The sequence below is a fragment of the Paenibacillus sp. FSL H8-0548 genome (assembly GCF_038630985.1).
Lineage (GTDB): Bacteria > Bacillota > Bacilli > Paenibacillales > Paenibacillaceae > Pristimantibacillus.
In genome coordinates this window covers 5,060,926-5,078,800 of the sequence record NZ_CP152049.1, presented here as the reverse complement: position 1 = coordinate 5,078,800, position 17,875 = coordinate 5,060,926, and the positions used below count along the sequence as shown (strand labels likewise).

Sequence of the window (17,875 nt, the reverse complement as noted above, 5' to 3'; positions counted from 1 at the left end):
TTAATTAATGACAAGAGAGATTATCCCCCTTAATGGGGAATGGCGGTTCCAGCTTGATCCTGAGGATAGGCTTCTGGGTAAATCTACGTCCGTTAATAAGCTTGAATCACTGATCCATGTGAATGGCTCTTGGGAGGAGCAGGGCTTCGGTGAGCCCTCCGCTCACCAGCCGATCGGAGCCTGGAAGAAAAAGCGAGAGTATATCGGCAGCGCCTGGTACGGCACAGTGCTTGAACTGCCGGAGCATCTAGAGAATCACAAATTCCGGCTGGTCATCTCCGGTGTGCATTGGCATACGGCATTGTGGGTGAATGGAAAAGCAATGGGCGAGCGCCAGTCACTCGTTAACGATCACCGATACGAGCTGAATGAGATTGCTGCTGCTGGCGAGAAAATCAAGCTATTGATTCGGGTTAATAATGAGATGCATATGGATATGGAAGAAACACATATTCATTCCTACCATACTGCGACGAATTGGGGCGGTATCACCGGCGGCGTTAAATTGGAGGCTATTCCTAAGGTTTCCATACAGCATATAAAGCTGGTGCCGGATGTAGAGCATAAGCAAATCACATTTGTGACGAGCCTTGCAGGCATGGCAAATGCTGACGGATTCAATGAAGCTGGAGACTGGTCGGTTGAAGCAATTGTCAACGTCCATAATGGGCTCAACGTAAACGCATCCGTCATCCCGGATCGCAAGGGTACAGCCGTTGTCACGCTAATGCTTGGTGAGGATGCGGTACTCTGGTCGGATTCCAATCCGCATCTTTACACAGCAGATATAGTGCTTAAACAGGACGGCCGGATGGTCGATAATCAGTCTAGACGCTTCGGACTGCGCTGTATTGAAACAGAGGGCACCAAGCTAAAGCTGAACGGCGAAGCCGTATTTCTACGCGGTTATGTGGACTGTTGTATATTTCCGCTTACTGGTTATCCAGTTTGGGATGTTGAAGCTTACCGCAGGCAATTTCAAATTGCCAAAAGTTATGGCTTTAATCATGTTCGGCTGCACAGCTGGAGTCCGCCGAAGCCATTCTGGTTAGCGGCAGATGAGGAAGGCATGCTGGTCCAGACCGAGCTCCCTCAATGGTCCAGACACTATATTACCCGTTCACATGAAGCCAATCCGAAGGCTCATGAATTCTACAGGGAGGAGCTTACGGAGCTGCTTCAATCCATAAATGAGCATCCATCCTTCATCTTATTATCCTTAGGCAATGAACTGATTGGCAAAGAAGGTCATGAGCAGCTCAATGAGCTTGTAAGGAAAGCGCGGGAGCTTGATCCAACTCGCCTGTATACAGATAATACCGGCTTTGGCCATCTGCCTGAGGGGGACAGAGAAGGGGATTTCTACATTCCGACCATGAATTGGCATCCACCGGTTAACACCGATTATGCGGCAACGCCTAACACGACACAGGATTTCGCTGCAGTTACACGCTTGGGAACTAAGCCAATGCTTGCACACGAGCATGGACAGTTCACGATGTATGTAAGACCGCAGGAAGCTGAGAAATATACGGGTGTGCTGGAGCCCTCATGGCTCGGTTACATCAATGAAAACCTGAGATACAAACAGTGGGAAGAGCGGCTTCCACAATTTCAGAAAATTACCGGCTCCTTGCTTATGCAATCCTTGAAGGAGGCAATGGAGCGAGCTCGGCGAACGCCGAATCTGGCAGGCATCCAACTGCTTGATATTCGTGACTTTCCCGGCCAGGGCCATGCGACAACTGGAATTCTTGATGTGTTCTGGGATGATAAAGGGATAGCGACAGCGGAGGAGGTACGCGCCTTCAATGGAGAGACCGTCCTACTGATGCGGAGCAGCGGACGCACTTTCTTTGCAGGAGAGCAGGCAGAAATTGATCTGGAGGTTTCTCATTTCGGTAGAGAATTACTGAACGAAGCAGAACTGTCGTGGAGCTTCACGGGAGAGTCAGGTGTCTTGAACATGGAAGCTGTATCTATAGAGTCTATCATTAACGGTAAAACAACAAAGCTTCCGCAGATCGTATTTCATATGCCGGAAATCGGTGCAGAGAAGATAAGCCTTTCAGTGAAATTAACGCAAAGTGGACGAGAGGTATGTACCAACGAATGGGATTTTTGGGTATTTCCTCGGCCTGTATGGCAAGAGCACAAAGGGAAGGTGCTTACCAACATCAACAATGTCCGCACGTTTCTGCAGGATGCCGTTTACAGCCAACAGATCGGTATTCATTGGTTAAGCTACCGGATGGCGGAAGAAACCAAGCTTGTCATTGCTGACCGGATGAGCAAGGAGCTGCTGCAATTTATGCAAGATGGCGGCAATGTGTGGTTAATGCCAGCCAAGGAGGCCATACAGGATAGCGTCTCGATCCGTCATTTGCCAATTTTCTGGAACTATCTATGGTTTCCGAATCAGCGCGGTACGACAATGGGACTTATACTTCATAAGCATCCGGCGCTGGAGCGTTTCCCCCACGAGGGGCAAACGGATTGGCATATGTATGAGATGACTGAGCATTCCGTGGCGATCAGCTTGGATTCCATGCCATCGATTGAGCCGATTGTAGAGGTCATAGATCATTTTGCCCGAATGAAATCACTGGCTACCGTATTCGAATGTGGCGTAGGACAAGGCAAGCTGTTTGTGTCGACACTACGGCTGACGGACGATGCTGTTAACAAAAGACCGGAAATGCTGTTTTTATTCAACGAAATTTTTGCCTATCTGATGAGTGAGCAGTTCAAGCCTAAGAAGAGGATCAGTGCGGCCGAGCTTCTTGCACAATTCCCAATAGCCGCTGTCAATTACGATGTACTCTAAAATTCGGATTGTGAAAATTGTCGAGGAACTGTTAGAAAAGAGATCAAGAGTTAAAGAGATTGTATGCTGCTACGACTCTAATATGAAAGAATACTCCGCAATGAACCATAGCTGAGGAAACTGTTTGAAGGGACTATCGAATGACGTTAGTCCCTTATTTACTAATTAAGTATGAATACATGTTCCTGAAATAATAGGAACAAACGTTTCGTGGAAAACGGTTTTAACTGGTTTAATCAGCAGAAATACATGGCTATTCCTGGGATGGTAAAATAGTTAGGGTAGTCTAAAATCATATTTATAAAATTTCATCGTTAAAATGTAAAAAAAGGAATTTGTGATCAGTTTGTAGAATATGGAATTTAGTATGAAAAATTTTGGAGGTTCTCAGATGCTTAAGCGGAATTTATATTTGTTTTTTTGGACTGTTGGGTTCTTTGGAGTATTATTTCTGTCAAACAAGTCTTTTGATTACTTTGATACGAAATATAAAGAAACAATGAATTATGCCTACAATTTATGGTCTTGGGGAACAATTCCAATCTTAATTGGAATTTATTTTTCTTTGTACAGAGGTATTCCTAAGGTTTTTACAGTAAATAAATCACATCTTATAATCCTTGTTTTGAGTTCTATAGTAGCCTCATATCCATTTCTCGCTTTTTACTTAAAGTTGTCTGGATTGGCTTTTATTTTTAATGGATTATACAATTACAACGGACACTATCTAGTGGCGTTTTTATTTGGTTTTTCTTTAATCAGCAGTTTTTGTAAATTTAAATCCGACTAAACACATAAAATTAATTGATTGATTATTCTAGTTGAACTAATATCATTTTATATAATAAATATAAAATTTTAGGATGTTTTGAAGTTGAGGGAAAAGATTGTTAGTTTGTTTTTATCAACGTTAGTTGCACTTTTATTAGTATCCCGATAATGGCCTCATCTCCGAATGCTCAATCCAAATTATTAGAGAGGCATACAGAAATAAAGGATCAAGATGAATTGGTAGAAAGAGCGAAGAATAATGTTTCAGATTTACCAATTGGCAACCAGCTTACTGAAGAAACAGTTTATTCTCAGGACAACGAGAGTACTTTATATGTTACTAAATATAAAACGGCACAATTTACGTTTCTTATGTTTATGATAGTAACGGATTCGTATATTGGTTGCTGGATCACGTTGATGGAGGATGGGGGATATATGCCTCGGGTATCACTTTGACAAATCAAGAAGTGATATATGGAGTTTATGGAATTCCAGTTGGAGGAGGTTTGTTTCAAAATAGCGTAACTAAGAATCCGACATCTCTCACATTTAATTATTTTGCGCCATCAACTTGGAAAGCAGTTTTATCTACAGGATCTGGTATAAGTAAACCAAATGTTGGAGTAACTTCAACTGCTACTCTATCTGGTTTCGGTTCTACATGGTCTATTCAATTATCAAATATTTTCGCGTAATAATTGATAATAAAGCAATGCTGTATAAAGTAAGAGGGAGCAAGAACTGATTTAAATATATAGTCCAGACTAAGCCCACTCTTCACGTGTTGGCTTAGTCAATAGGTCGCGGAAAGCAATCAGTTATGTCAGGCAATAATATTAAGATTGGATGTAACACGAAACCGAGGAGAAGCCACCTTCAGCCATGAAGGTGGCTTTAATACGTCAATTCATTCGACCTTATGCAATAAGACTTGATCTTTGCGGTCAGATTGGACTCTAACACACCTCTTAGTAAATGCTCCTATATTGCTCATATAAATGAGATTAACGACAAAGTCCACTTTTGTTTCAACATTCAGCAGATTCACGACCCCCAAAAAAGAACTTATGTTAAGAGAGGTATTACGAGCATAAGCGTAAAAATAAAGTGGGGACACGACCGGAGTAGCGCAAAGCGATCAATTGCAGGAGCCCCATGGTGATGGATTGGCACATAATGAACCCTTCCATGGCCTGAAGGGTCAAGCGAATCCAACGTTTTGTAGTTGGAGCTGATTCCTGGTTGGTCCTCGATGCTGAGCCGATTGCAGGTAATGTATATTGAATTAATAATCTCTATACCTGAAGAAGCAACCGATCAATAATAACTTGAGAGGTTCGCTTGAAAGTCTTCATAAAGGTAGTCACCCGAGAACGGATGACATAGAACCTTTCTTGTTTCTTGATGAGTTTTTTAGATCCACGTGGATACTCGCTGAATGCTAGGTCTTGCATTTATAAATATGTGAGAACTTAGAGTATACTTTCGTAAGGTAAATATGATTTGTAGTAGAGAGGAGAATCACTTGGTCATAGCAGATATTCTGGTTTACCAATGAAGTTGAACCGGATTTCTTATAAATTGGAGTGTTTGTTAATTCGGACAGTGGCTAGTTCATCGCAGAACTGTTATGTTTCTAGTATATTATGGGTGTACTTTACGATAAGGATCGGTGATGATTGGTTATGACTCTATTATATAGAATTGGTTCCAAAACGATAGTGAAAATCTTCATAATCATTACGATGTGCAGCGTATTATTAGTTGTGTTTTTCTCGAATATTATGTTCCGGCAGATTGAAAAGCTTGGGCTGAATATAACCTACGATTATAACCAACGTATCTTGTCGCAAAATAGTCAGAATATAAAGTATATGAATAATGCTGTTAAGGATTTTATGACGGCTCAATTTTTGCAGCCAAACACTGCAAATTTAATGTATCGTAAGGAAGAAGAAAATTTTTTCACGCAATCCTTTATCAATAGTCTAGCATTAACAGTCAAGAGTAATGCTATGTTACACTCGGCTGTTATTTACAACCATTTCCTACAAGGATTTTATTCGACCTCAGGGAGTGGGGCATTTACCCATGATCCCGAAGTTGAATTGTTGATCACGGAAGGCCAGCATTACCCAATATTAGAACCTATTCCACGGCTATTACCACTTGTTATGGCGACTATGAATCGAGAAGTGTTTACCTATCTATTATATGATGATGTCGATGAGCAGAAAGTGCCCATGGGTGCATTAATAGTCAATGTTAATATGGATTGGCTTCGAAACAACCTGAACGAATTTAGTCGAAATGATCGATCAATCATGATCATAGACAAGGATGGTAATGTTATTGTTGATGGCAGTAGTCAGCTCGCAATGTTCGATCGCATTCCAGAATCATTATTCAACCGAATTATAGCGGAAGACGAAGCAGGGTCAAGCTTTATAATGGAAATAGACAACAAGAAACGTGTCTTAACATACCTCTTGATTCCAGATACAGAATGGTACATTATCTCCAATGAACCGTACGAAACTGTATTCAAGCCCATTCGTTATGTGCTTAATCAAACGATTTGGTATACATTCTTTTTTATTTTCCTTGCGGTCATTGTAGCTTTATTCGTATCTCGAACGATTTATCGACCCTTCGGGAAATTAGTGAAATTAGTGAAAAACACATGGGATGATCCGTCAACACCCGTTAATTTCCAAGATGATCATGAGTATTTAACATCCATATTCAATATAAGCCTTCGAGAATTGGGCGACTACAAAAAAAGGAAAAGCACGGCGGATGAAATTATTCGTGATAACGCCTTCAAGTCGATATTATTAGGGAATAGCGTAGCGAATAATCCAATGAAAGATGTACGTAATAATGAGATTCAAGATTTACTGCTTAATGTAAGTCATTATCGGCTCATCCTCATTCAAATTGATCAGTTCCATGTTCTTAATAGTATGAATGTGGAAGAAGAAAAGCTGATTCACTTTGCAGTAACGAATGTAGCCGATGAAGTGTTAGGTGAAGAAAATCCATTTATTCAAGCCCATCTGGATAAACGTAATTTTGTTTATTATGTTCAATGTGATCCGGATGAGCCAGCTTTAAGCAAAGCTTTGGAAGATCATATTCATCAAATTCAAAGCTTAATCAACCGGATTTCAAGAAAATTATCGGTATCTGTTGTCTATTCGGCGGTATTGGATGATCATTCAGCAATCAGAGAGCAATTTTTGCGCTTACAGAGTCGATTTGAAGATCGTTTCTTTGTAGGTTATGGACAAATCTTAAGAGAACGGAATCAGGATTCCACTTTTGAACAAAGGGAGTTCGTATTTCCAAGTCAAAGCGTTGATCAATTAATGGTCGATATTCGGAGTGGTCATTTGGAGGAGGCTAGTTCTAGAATAAAGGAAACTATTGATCAGGTAACTGTAAATTATGATCGAGATGCCACCGTTTTCCCCATATTGCGAATTGCTTTTATGATCAATCGTATGGTGCATGAACTTAATACGAACAGAATGCAAGTCATTGAATATAATTTCAATGAATTTTGTGCAGATATTCTTAAAGCAGATGAATTAAAGCAAATTGCACCTTTATTCCTTGAGATGATTGAAAGTATTATGGCTCGTTTACAGCCCGATACAGAACAGAAGCATAGTTTGTTAATTAGCTCGGTATTGCATTATATTGAACAGGAAAGTGATAGCACTGATTTAAGCTTGAAAGCAATCGCCGCTAGCTTTAACATTTCGGCGAATTACTTAGGACAGATATTCAAGGATGAGGTTGGGAAGTCAGTGGCGCAATATATTCATGATCTTAGAATGGAACACGTGCTTGAACTTTTGAAAAACACGAGCAAAAGTGTGAAAGAAATAGCAGCCAAAGTTGGATATAATAACGAAGCGACTTTCTATAAACTGTTCAAAAAACAGTATGGAATCACTCCAGCAGAATATCGACACAATTTGGTTTTGAAACAGAACAATAAGCTTTAACTAATCTAATCTTCAATAAATGATAATAATTGGAGAACCTACCAGAAATAAGGGTAGGTTCTTTGTGTAATTATGAAGGTTGATTTAAATAGTAGAGAAATTCGGTTAATTAACAGTGAAAAAAATAGGATTTAGTAAATCAGATAGTATGAATAGGGATATTCGATTTGGTATGTTGAATTCACAAAATGAATGATCGATGAATGAGGAGGTGATTTGAATGCAGATGAAAAAATCGATACACCGTAGTTTACTCATTATGTGTTTCCCAGCTATCGCGCTGCTCTTTCTATTCCAATACGTGCCTATGTTCGGAGTTATTCTAGCTTTTAAGGATTACCGTTACGATCAGGGCATTTGGGGCAGCGATTGGGTAGGCTTTAAAAATTTTGAATTTTTCTTTAGCTCACAAGATGCCTTCCGTGTTACCTTTAATACGATTTTCATGAATCTTCTTTTTATTGTTACTGTGACCGTAGGAGCTATATTCTTAGCCATCATTCTAAGTGAGATTACTCGAAAGACGGCGGTTAAAATTTTTCAAACCACACTATTTTTCCCTTACTTCTTATCCTGGCCGGTTGTTGCGTTTATAACCTTTGCCTTTTTAAATGTAGATTTGGGTATATTGAATCGTTGGTTAGAGAAATTGGGATTCGATTTTATCCTATGGTATCAGAAGCCGGAGCTGTGGCCGTATATTCTGACAATCGTTAACTTTTGGAAGCAGGTCGGCTACAACACCATCATTTTCTATGCAGGGATAATGGCTATTGATCGTTCTTATTATGAAGCAGCTGAAGTAGATGGTGCAACTAAAAATCAGATGCGGTGGAAGATTACCGTTCCATTGTTAACGCCTCTAATTGTAATCTTAACTATTCTTGCTCTAGGTGGTATCTTCCATTCAGACTTTGGCTTGTTCTATATGGTAACCAAAGATACAGGTACCTTATATTCTACAACCTCTGTTATTGATACGTATGTATACCGTTCATTTATTGCTGTAGGCGATGTCGGCATGTCTGCTGCAGTTGGTTTCTACCAAGCGATTGTAGGATTCCTACTTGTCATAACGGTGAACACGATTGTACGTAAGATTAATGCAGAGAATGCGCTCTTCTAGAAAGGAGAACTTAAGATGACATGGATATCACGGATAAGCTCAGCGATTCCGATTCTATTACTGACCATTGTCTCAGTAGCATGTATTCTACCGTTAATATTGGTTATTTCCATTTCATTCTCGGATATTGACAGTATCTATAAGCACGGGTATACCTTATTCCCCAAGGAGTTTAGCTGGGAGGCCTATTCCTATATTTTAAGTGACACCATGGTCATAATGAAGGCTTATGCAGTATCCATATTTATTACGATATTTGGTACCTTATTCTCCTTGGCTGTGCTTTGTTTAATTGCCTACCCCCTGTCCAGGAGAGAATTTAAATTTCAACGTCCTGTCATGTTTTATGTATTCTTCACGATGCTGTTTAATGGCGGGCTTGTTCCTTGGTACATCGTAATATCCAATTATTATCACTTGAAGGATACCCTCTGGGTGCTCATTCTGCCGTATGCGGTAATCCCTTGGTTTTTAATTCTATTAAGAACTTTTTTTGCAGCTATTCCAACTGAAATTATTGAAGCAGCACGAGTGGAAGGCTGTAGCGAATATCGCTTATTACTTCAGATCATATTGCCAATATCTAAACCGGCATTGGCCACAGTCGGATTATTAGCTGTTCTGAGATATTGGAATGATTGGTGGTTAAGCTTGCTCTTTATCGAAAATCGCGACCTATATCCACTACAGCTGTTGATGCACAAAATCATGTCCAATATCCAAGAGTTAGCGAGATCTGCTGGACAGCTAGGGATCGTGGAGGTTGTGAATTTCCCTTCGGAGTCGGCACGAATGGCGATGGCCATTATCGCAGCTGGTCCTATGCTGTTTATATTCCTCTTCTTTCAGAAGTACTTCATTAAGGGATTAACAGTAGGAGCATTGAAGGGCTAAAGTCGGGCTATTCTCCCTGTGGGATAGTAAATAAGTAAGATAAATATGAGGAGGGTCAAAATGAAAAAGGTTACAAGAAAAGGTGCTTTATTGCTGCTAGCTGTCATCATGCTTTTGTCATTAGCTCTAGCTGCATGCGGTAACAACAATGAAGTCGCGAAAGAAACTGCATCTCCAGCTGCTTCACCTACGGGGACAGCAGAAGGAGATGCAGAAGTGAAAGAGGAGCTGCCTTTCGTCAATCTCACATGGATTATGCGTGCTGCTGAAGAAGCAGATACGAAGTTAGTTATTGCAGAGATGAATAAAGTATTCAAAGAGAAAATCAATGCAGAGGTGGACATTAAGTTCATCGATCCAGGTTCATACAATGACAAAGTAAGAACAATGATTGCTGCCAATGAGAATTATGATGTCGTTATGATTGGTTCTGGTATTGGAGATTTCTACGGTAGTCAATCCAAGGGCGCATTCTTGCCGATTACAGATTTAGTAAAAGAGTATGCCCCAGGCACGTATGCAACCATTCCTGAAGCTTTCTGGGGAGCGGTTACCGTTAAGGGTGATATTTACGCAGTTCCGAACTATCAGATCGTAGCTAGAAATAATGGTTTTAAGGTCCAAAAGTTAATGGCAGAAAAATATAATTTTGATATTACCAAAATGACTAAAATGGCAGATCTTGAACCCTTCCTTGCAGCAATCAAGGAGAATGAACCGGCAAGCGCAGTACCAGTTCTAAATTATAAACTCGGTATGTTCAACGATGCTTTGACCCATTATGGGTTAGAGCAAATTGGAGGATTTGATACACCGGGCGTAATAAGTATTGATGGAACTGACCATAAAGTGTTTAATCAATTTGAATCTCCACAGTTTCTTGAGCATATTAACTTAATGAGAGATTGGTACAACAAAGGATATATTCCACGTGATGCAGGTACATTAACAGAAATCCAGCCATTATTAAAAACGGGTAATGTCATGTCAAGCTATTCAAATAAGGCACCGGGAGACGAAGCTGCGTCGCTCTCACTTGTTCCTGTGGAATATCTATTCCAGCCGCTTGACACGCCATACGTGACGACAGGAAATATTGCGGCTACCCTGCAAGCGGTTAATCGTAATTCGAAAAATCCTGAGCGTGCAATGATGATGATCGAGCTCATGAATACCGATGTTGAATTGTACAACTTGATGACCTTTGGCATCGAGGATAAGCACTACAAGAAGGTTGGAGACAAGAAGATCGAATTAATTGCGAATGCTGGATATTACCCTAACAAAGCATGGGCATTCGGGAACCAGTTCAATGCTTACTTACTTCCAGGACAACCGGATGATGTGTGGGAGCAGACGATTGCACTTAATAGCTCGGCTAAAGCTTCTAGAATACTCGGTTTCATCTTTGACCAAGAACCCGTGAAAGCAGAGATTGCTCAATCTAAGTCCGTTGTAGATGAGTTTGCACCTTCACTATGGACAGGTTCAGTTGATCCTGAAAAGTATATGCCAGAGTTCATTGAGAAACTAAAGTTAGCGGGAGCAGAAATCATCATAGCAGAGAAGCAAAAACAATTAGATGCTTGGTTAGCTACGAGGTAAGCTATTACTCATAACAAACGAATAAGCTCCCCCTGTATTTTAGTGGGAGCTATTCGTACAACGCGTTATTCAACAGCAACTCTTCCGAATAGGCTCACTCTTGATAGATGTAGGGGAAAATGACATGGATATGTTGAACAAGAAATGAAAGCGGATACAATTGTGTTGGCACTCAATACTTTCTTGTTAAAATAAAACTGGAATGGGTGATTTCTTTGAATTGGAAATTTCCAAGGAAACTAAGCCTCATCATATGTTTTGTATTAGTCTTTCAATTACTATTTACTGGTAGCTATGCATCTGTAACTCATGCTGCAGATATCATGGTCAATGATACCTTCAACGATCAAGCAGGCAATCAGGACTTAGTCGGTTGGAGTAAGAATGCGGGAACCATGCAAGTCGTTTCAGTCACAGACAGCACCTATGCAACCGAAAAGTCGCTGCAGATTTTAAACAATAGTACTACCGTATTTGCCGAATATGATCGAACCTTTACACCCCTGAGTGGAAATGTACTTATGCAATTCAAAATGAAATTCACGGATCCGAACTATGGAACTGCATCCGGAATAAGCAAGGTAATCAGATTTTACAATAGTAGTAATGTTCAGCTTGGCGAAATTACTTTTGTTCAAAACCAAGGTGCCTTACTGAAATATACAAACAGCAATACGATTTATAAGATACCCAATTCGATCGGTATCCAGAAGGATCAATGGTTTTCCATAAATATTGTATTTGATTTGGCGAATGCCCAGTATGGCGCTTGGATGGGAGATACGCAAGATCCAGTGACATTATATCCACTTTACAATATTAGCAGTGACATCAAAAAACTCAAATATATTTTTAGGAATGAAGATACAGAAACTGAAATTGATGATGTTAAGATATCTACGTTAACTACGGCAGAATTGGACCTGATTAAATCCGGGGTTGAAGAACCGCCACAGGAACCTATAAATCTATGGAATATGGATCAATTGACCCAGGCTCCTGAAGTTGAATCGGTTACAACAATTAAGGATACGGCTAATTACACCGTAAAATCCTTACTGTACAAAAATGAACCTTACATGGGGGCAGATACAAAAATATTCGCTATTTATGGATACCCAAAAAGCGCTTCGGCTACGCAAAAAGTTCCAGCTATGCTATTGCTTCATGGAGGCGGGGGTTATGCTTATCAAGAATGGGTTGAACAATGGACAGCGAAAGGATATGCAGCTATTGCTATTGACATGAACGGTAGCGCTAGCGAAGGAGTAGGAGGTCCTACGACTTCAGAAGTTGACCGATTTACGAAGATCTCAAACGAAAATCTGAAGGAAATGTGGTCATATCATGCTACCACGGCTGCAATCAGGGCTGTTTCCTTCTTGTACAATCAGCCGGAGGTAAATCCCGATAAAATTGGAGTGATGGGGATCTCTTGGGGTGGCTACTTTACGAATATGGTTGCCGGATTGGACCCGCGCTTAAATTTAGCCATGCCCGTGTACGGTAGTGGATTTATTTATGAGGATAGTGCCTGGAAGAGTATCCTCGACACGAAGCTTACTGCTAGGCAAAGGCAGCTTTGGATTGATTATTTTGATCCAAGCAGCTATTTGGATCATGCGCAAATGCCTATGCTGTATGCTAATGGAACAAATGACGGATTCTATCCGGTGGAAATCTGGCAGAAAAGCTATCAGCTTGTTCAAGGAGAGGTTTCATTAAGACTCATAACCGATAGTGTGCATGGCAATCGCGAAAACTGGAATGCTCCGGATTTCGTAGCGTACGCCGACATGCATTTCAAAGATGGTGCAGCACGTCCAAAGGTTGTTGATCAAGGTCTGGTCGATGAACATGCCTGGGTTAATTACAGCTCACCAGAAGATTTAAATGCTGCAATGCTGATTTACACAACAGATATAGGTGTTGGTCGCACATGGGAACAGACTTCGGTAAGCATTAACCATACAGAAAAGATGATAACGACTCATTTGCCAGCAAATACGAAGGCCTATTATTATAATCTCATCGATTCCATAGGAAGTATTGTAAGTTCAGAGATTATGACAACAAGTTCAATCATTGTTGGGCCAGAGGAGCCAGAGCCAGAGCCTGAAAATTTAGTGATCAACGATACCTTCAACGATTTAGCAGGAAATCAAGATTTAATTGGTTGGAGTAAGAATGCAGGAACCATGCAAGTTGTTCCAGTAACAGATATCGATAAATCGTTACTGATCATTAACGACAGCGCTACCGTGTTCGGTGAATACAATCGAACCTTTACACCCCTAAGCGGAAATGTACTTATGCAATTCAAAATGAAATTCACGGATCCGAACTATGGAACTGCTTCCGGAATAAGCAAGGTAATCAGATTTTACAATAGTAGTAATGTTCAGCTTGGCGAAATTACTTTTGTTCAAGATAAAGGTGCCTTACTGAAATATACAAACAGCAATACGATTTATAGGATACCCAATTCAATCGGTATCCAGAAAGATCAATGGTTTTCCATGAGTATTGTATTTGATTTGGCTAATGCCCAGTACGGAGCTTGGATGGGGGATTCGCAGGATCCGGTGGCATTATATCCACTCTACAGCACTAGCAACGACATCGCTAAGCTAAAATGGATTTTCAAGAATGATGATCCAGGAAACGAAATCGATGATGTTAAGATATCTACGCTCACCACGGCAGAATTGGACCTGATTAAAGCTGGTAATGTGTACACACCAACGGTCGAAGCGATTCGAATGGAAATTAATGCGGAAGTGGAGCTCTATGTTGATCCTACGAACGGCAATGACAATAACCCAGGCACACTTACCGCTCCATTCGCTAGCCTTGAGAAGGCTAGGGATTATGTTCGTACAATAAATAGCAATATGTCGGGTGATATTGTTGTTAATCTGCGCGAGGGGACATATAAACCGCAGAGCGTAACGGTATCTAATATTCCATTAATTAATAAATTGGACAGTACGGCTCCCGCATCGAGCTTTCCGCTTAGGACGAGCTCGTTAGTTTTTGATGATAGAGATTCAGGAACAAACGGTTTTAACATTATCTATAAATCCTATGAGGATGAAACATCTGTGATCAGCGGGGGAATGCAGATTAATGACTGGTCCATACACGATGCTGATAAGAATATCTATAAAGCCTATATAGGGACTGAAGTGGAGACAAGACAGCTATATGTTAATGGTACAAGAGCTATCCGGGCAAGAAGTACTGGAGGACTTGCGAGTGGAACCTACAATATAGATTCCTATTCGAATGGGAACCCTGCTCATACAACAACGGATTTGTCTATGGCAAGCTGGGGCAACATTCAAGATGTGGAATTTGTTTATAAGAACATATTCACGGTTTCACGTTTAGGAATTGATCAGGTCAACGTTGCCAATGATCGCTTGAATATTTACATGAAGAAGCCGGGGAGCTACTATGTCACACATAAAGGCGGAACTTCAGCTGTTCTGCCCAGTTATATTGAGAATGCATATGAATTGTTAGATAGTGAAGGGGAATGGTATCTAAACCGCTCCACGGGATATTTGTACTACAAGCCAACAGCAGGAGAAGATATGTCGACTGCAAACGTAGTCGTTCCAGTTGTAGATGAACTGCTTAAGCTACAAGGGAGCTCGGTGAATAACCCTATACACCATATTCAATTTCGGGATATTAAGTTTGAATATACGGGTTGGTTAAGACCTAATGGAGTGAATGGGCATTCCGATACACAGAATAATCATATTCGGGAATGGGGATTATCACCTGACTATAACGATCTGTTACCCGATGCGGCAATAACGTTAGAATATGCAAGATTGATCCTGTTCGAACGCAATGACTTTTCGAAGATGGGGATTACAGGGATTAAAGTTGTTAAAGGCAGTCAAAATAATTTGATTCGTGGCAATCAGTTCCATGATATATCTGGAAATGCGATTAGCGTAGGCGATCCGTCTTGGCGTGGGGAGGAGAACAAAAACAACATCAATCCGGACAACTTAGGATATTTGCTATATAACAACGATATTCTGAATAATGTTATTCATGACATTGCTCAGGAATATCAATCGGGAACAGCGATTTCAGCTGCATATCCGATTGAAATGGATATTAGCAATAATGAAATTTACAATGTTCCCTATAGTGCGATTCATTTTGGTTACGGGTGGGGTGAAGTTCATCCTGTCACGCAATCTAACCGAATCCAGAATAATTATATCGATACCTTCATGCATGATATGACCGATGGAGGGGCGATCTACGCGATAGGTGCCACGAATGGCACGACTACCCATCCTAACGTGATATCCGGGAATTTTATTCGAAATCAGGGAGAACCGAAATATGGTGCGCTTTATTTTGATATGGGAAGCTCCAACTGGGTAGTTGAAGATAACGTTATGGAGAATACACCGATCTGGGCACATGTGAATATCGCCAATTCAGCAAATGAGAATATTTCTATTAACAATAGCTATATTACAGGTGGAGATCTATTGTTCAGACCAGAGCTAAATCAACCGAACATCCAAATTTCTGAGCCTCAGGTTTACCCTGATGCTAACTGGCCATTAGAGGCAAGGCAGTTGATAGCAAATGCGGGTCTGGAGAGCGGTTACGCTCATCTTAGACAGGATTTCTACGATCTGAGCGAAGTGCAATTTTCTAGCGAAGATTCGAATGTTGAAAGCGGTTATACGGTTCAATTATATGTGGAAGGTAAGACAATAAGAGGCGTCTATGCGGATTTAACACAAGCTCAGATTGTATATGGTAGCAGTGATACACAAGTCGCAACAGTAGATGAGAATGGTTTGGTCTCCGCTTTAAGCTTTGGCGTAACAGAGATTACAGCCGAAGTAACTTCTAATGGGATTACAAAGGTTGCCAAAACCTTCATCTATGTTGATGATGAATTAGCTCTCATAGAGTTAAACGCTCCTTATTCTAAATTGAAGGTCGGGGAATCTCAGCAGCTAACTGCTGTAGGTGTAACGGCAATCGGTGGAACTGTTCCGATTGTATCGCTCACCTATACATCGAACTCATCTGCAGTCACGATAGATGAAAGCGGCAGTATGACCGGAGTTGGTGCGGGTATAGCTGAAATTTCAGTGTCAGGAACTTATGCTGGAATAAGTAAAACTGCGATATTCGAAATTGAGATTATTGATGCACCAAGTGGAGATGTGGCTTTGGACTATCCGTATTGGTATGTAAGTGGTTCCGGAACAAAAACAATCACACCGGATAGTATTAAGCTTATAACACCATCGGGTTATGCTGTGTATCAGAATAAATTTTCGAATGAAATATTAGATTTCAATATGAACATTGATACGACAGATAGTGATTGGCCTTCTATAACACTTCGTAGTCCAACTGACACGATCAGGCCTGTGAATGCAGGGAATTCAGGTTATGTCATTTCCTTTAGGAAGAGCGTTCTTGAGGTTCAGCGTTTTAATAATGGTGTACGAACCGTTATTTATGGGAATATCGCGGGATCTCCAAGTCTAGGCGGTGATGCGATTCTGAACACCATGGTGCAGTTTAGGGAAACACATCACATTCAAGTTGGAGCGATAAACGAAGGTGAACATGTAAGGATCAAATTAATTGTAGACGGTATAACGGTTGTCAATTATCTGGACACCGCGAGCAATGCTTTGACTGAGCCAGGTTATTTCGGTGTTATTGTCGGTGCTGGTTCCATGACATTAAGTAATTCTGAAGCGCTAAATATTATGGCTGTTGCATTGACAGGTGATGACTGGGCAGATGTGGGGGACACCTACACGCTCACCTATGGACTGATCGGCGCGACAGATGTGTCAGCGCAGGATGTCACGCTTTCTTATGATAGCCAAGTGTTTGATTTGATTGACGCAGTATCGTTGGAATCTAACACAGTAATTGCGAGCACATACAGCAGCACTCCTGGAACGGTAAGGTACATCCTAGCGACAACCGGTTCCGGGAATGCATTGAACGGCGATGTGCCTGTGCTGAATCTGACCTTCCAGGCGAAAGTCGCTTCAACTGATTCGATATTTGTCATCAACCAAGCGGTACTGGCAGACGGCAATGGGAATGAGCAACAGAACGTGCTTGTGCAGAAGTCGGTAACAGTTGTGGAGAAGATCGATCGGGCAGCGCTGCAGGCAGCCGTGCAAGCCGCGCAAAGTTTGTATGATAGCGCAATAGAAGGCTATGCCAACGGTCAGTATGTGCTGGGAGCAAAGGCTGCGTTGAATACAGCTCTGATAGAAGTTCAAGTCGTACTAGATGATACGGATGCAACGAATGCCGAACTGGATCAGGTGGTCGTGCAACTGAATCAGGCTATGGTCTCGTTCGAGAGCATGGTCATTACTGCAAATACCGGTGATGTGACCGGATCAGACGGACGGATCACCATCGCCGATCTGGGTTATGTGGCATACCATTTTGGAGAGAGCTCTGCGGGCAATGACTGGGCTGCGATTAAGATCGCTGACATTGACAGCAGTGGTGCAATTGACATCTTCGACCTAACCTTCGTGGCCAGAAGGATCATCGGAAACTGATTTGCTTAATGGTATACGATAGATAATTTGGTCA

The 17,875-nt window shown here is 41.2% G+C and carries 7 protein-coding genes; all 7 read left to right on the top strand.

Annotation, left to right across the window (positions count from 1 at the left end):
* Nucleotides 1-7: 7 nt before the first annotated feature.
* The 7 genes from MHI37_RS22045 to MHI37_RS22015 all read left to right on the top strand — a co-directional run bounded on the left by MHI37_RS22045 (nucleotide 8) and on the right by MHI37_RS22015 (nucleotide 17,841).
* On the top strand, nucleotides 8-2,827 hold the full coding sequence (locus MHI37_RS22045; RefSeq protein WP_076337203.1) for a glycoside hydrolase family 2: 2,820 nt from the start codon (nucleotides 8-10) through the stop codon (nucleotides 2,825-2,827).
* A 1,175-nt stretch (nucleotides 2,828-4,002) separates the two neighbouring features.
* Nucleotides 4,003-4,296: a hypothetical protein gene (locus MHI37_RS22040; RefSeq protein ID WP_144023691.1), complete on the top strand. Its 294-nt coding sequence runs from the start codon at nucleotides 4,003-4,005 to the stop codon at nucleotides 4,294-4,296.
* A 1,179-nt stretch (nucleotides 4,297-5,475) separates the two neighbouring features.
* Entirely contained in the window at nucleotides 5,476-7,617 is a 2,142-nt protein-coding gene (locus tag MHI37_RS22035) for a helix-turn-helix domain-containing protein (protein ID WP_179090225.1), read from the top strand.
* A 220-nt stretch (nucleotides 7,618-7,837) separates the two neighbouring features.
* Entirely contained in the window at nucleotides 7,838-8,743 is a 906-nt protein-coding gene (locus tag MHI37_RS22030) for an ABC transporter permease subunit (RefSeq protein ID WP_083676289.1), read from the top strand.
* Nucleotides 8,744-8,758: 15 nt separating this feature from the next.
* Nucleotides 8,759-9,637 (top strand): carbohydrate ABC transporter permease, encoded by an 879-nt coding sequence (locus tag MHI37_RS22025; RefSeq protein WP_083676288.1) that lies wholly within the window; start codon nucleotides 8,759-8,761, stop codon nucleotides 9,635-9,637.
* Between the two features lie 60 nt (nucleotides 9,638-9,697).
* Entirely contained in the window at nucleotides 9,698-11,242 is a 1,545-nt protein-coding gene (locus MHI37_RS22020) for an ABC transporter substrate-binding protein (protein ID WP_076337199.1), read from the top strand.
* A gap of 323 nt (nucleotides 11,243-11,565) precedes the next feature.
* A complete protein-coding gene (locus MHI37_RS22015) occupies nucleotides 11,566-17,841 on the top strand; it encodes a cohesin domain-containing protein (protein ID WP_144023690.1) in 6,276 nt (2,091 codons plus the stop codon).
* Nucleotides 17,842-17,875: the final 34 nt, after the last annotated feature.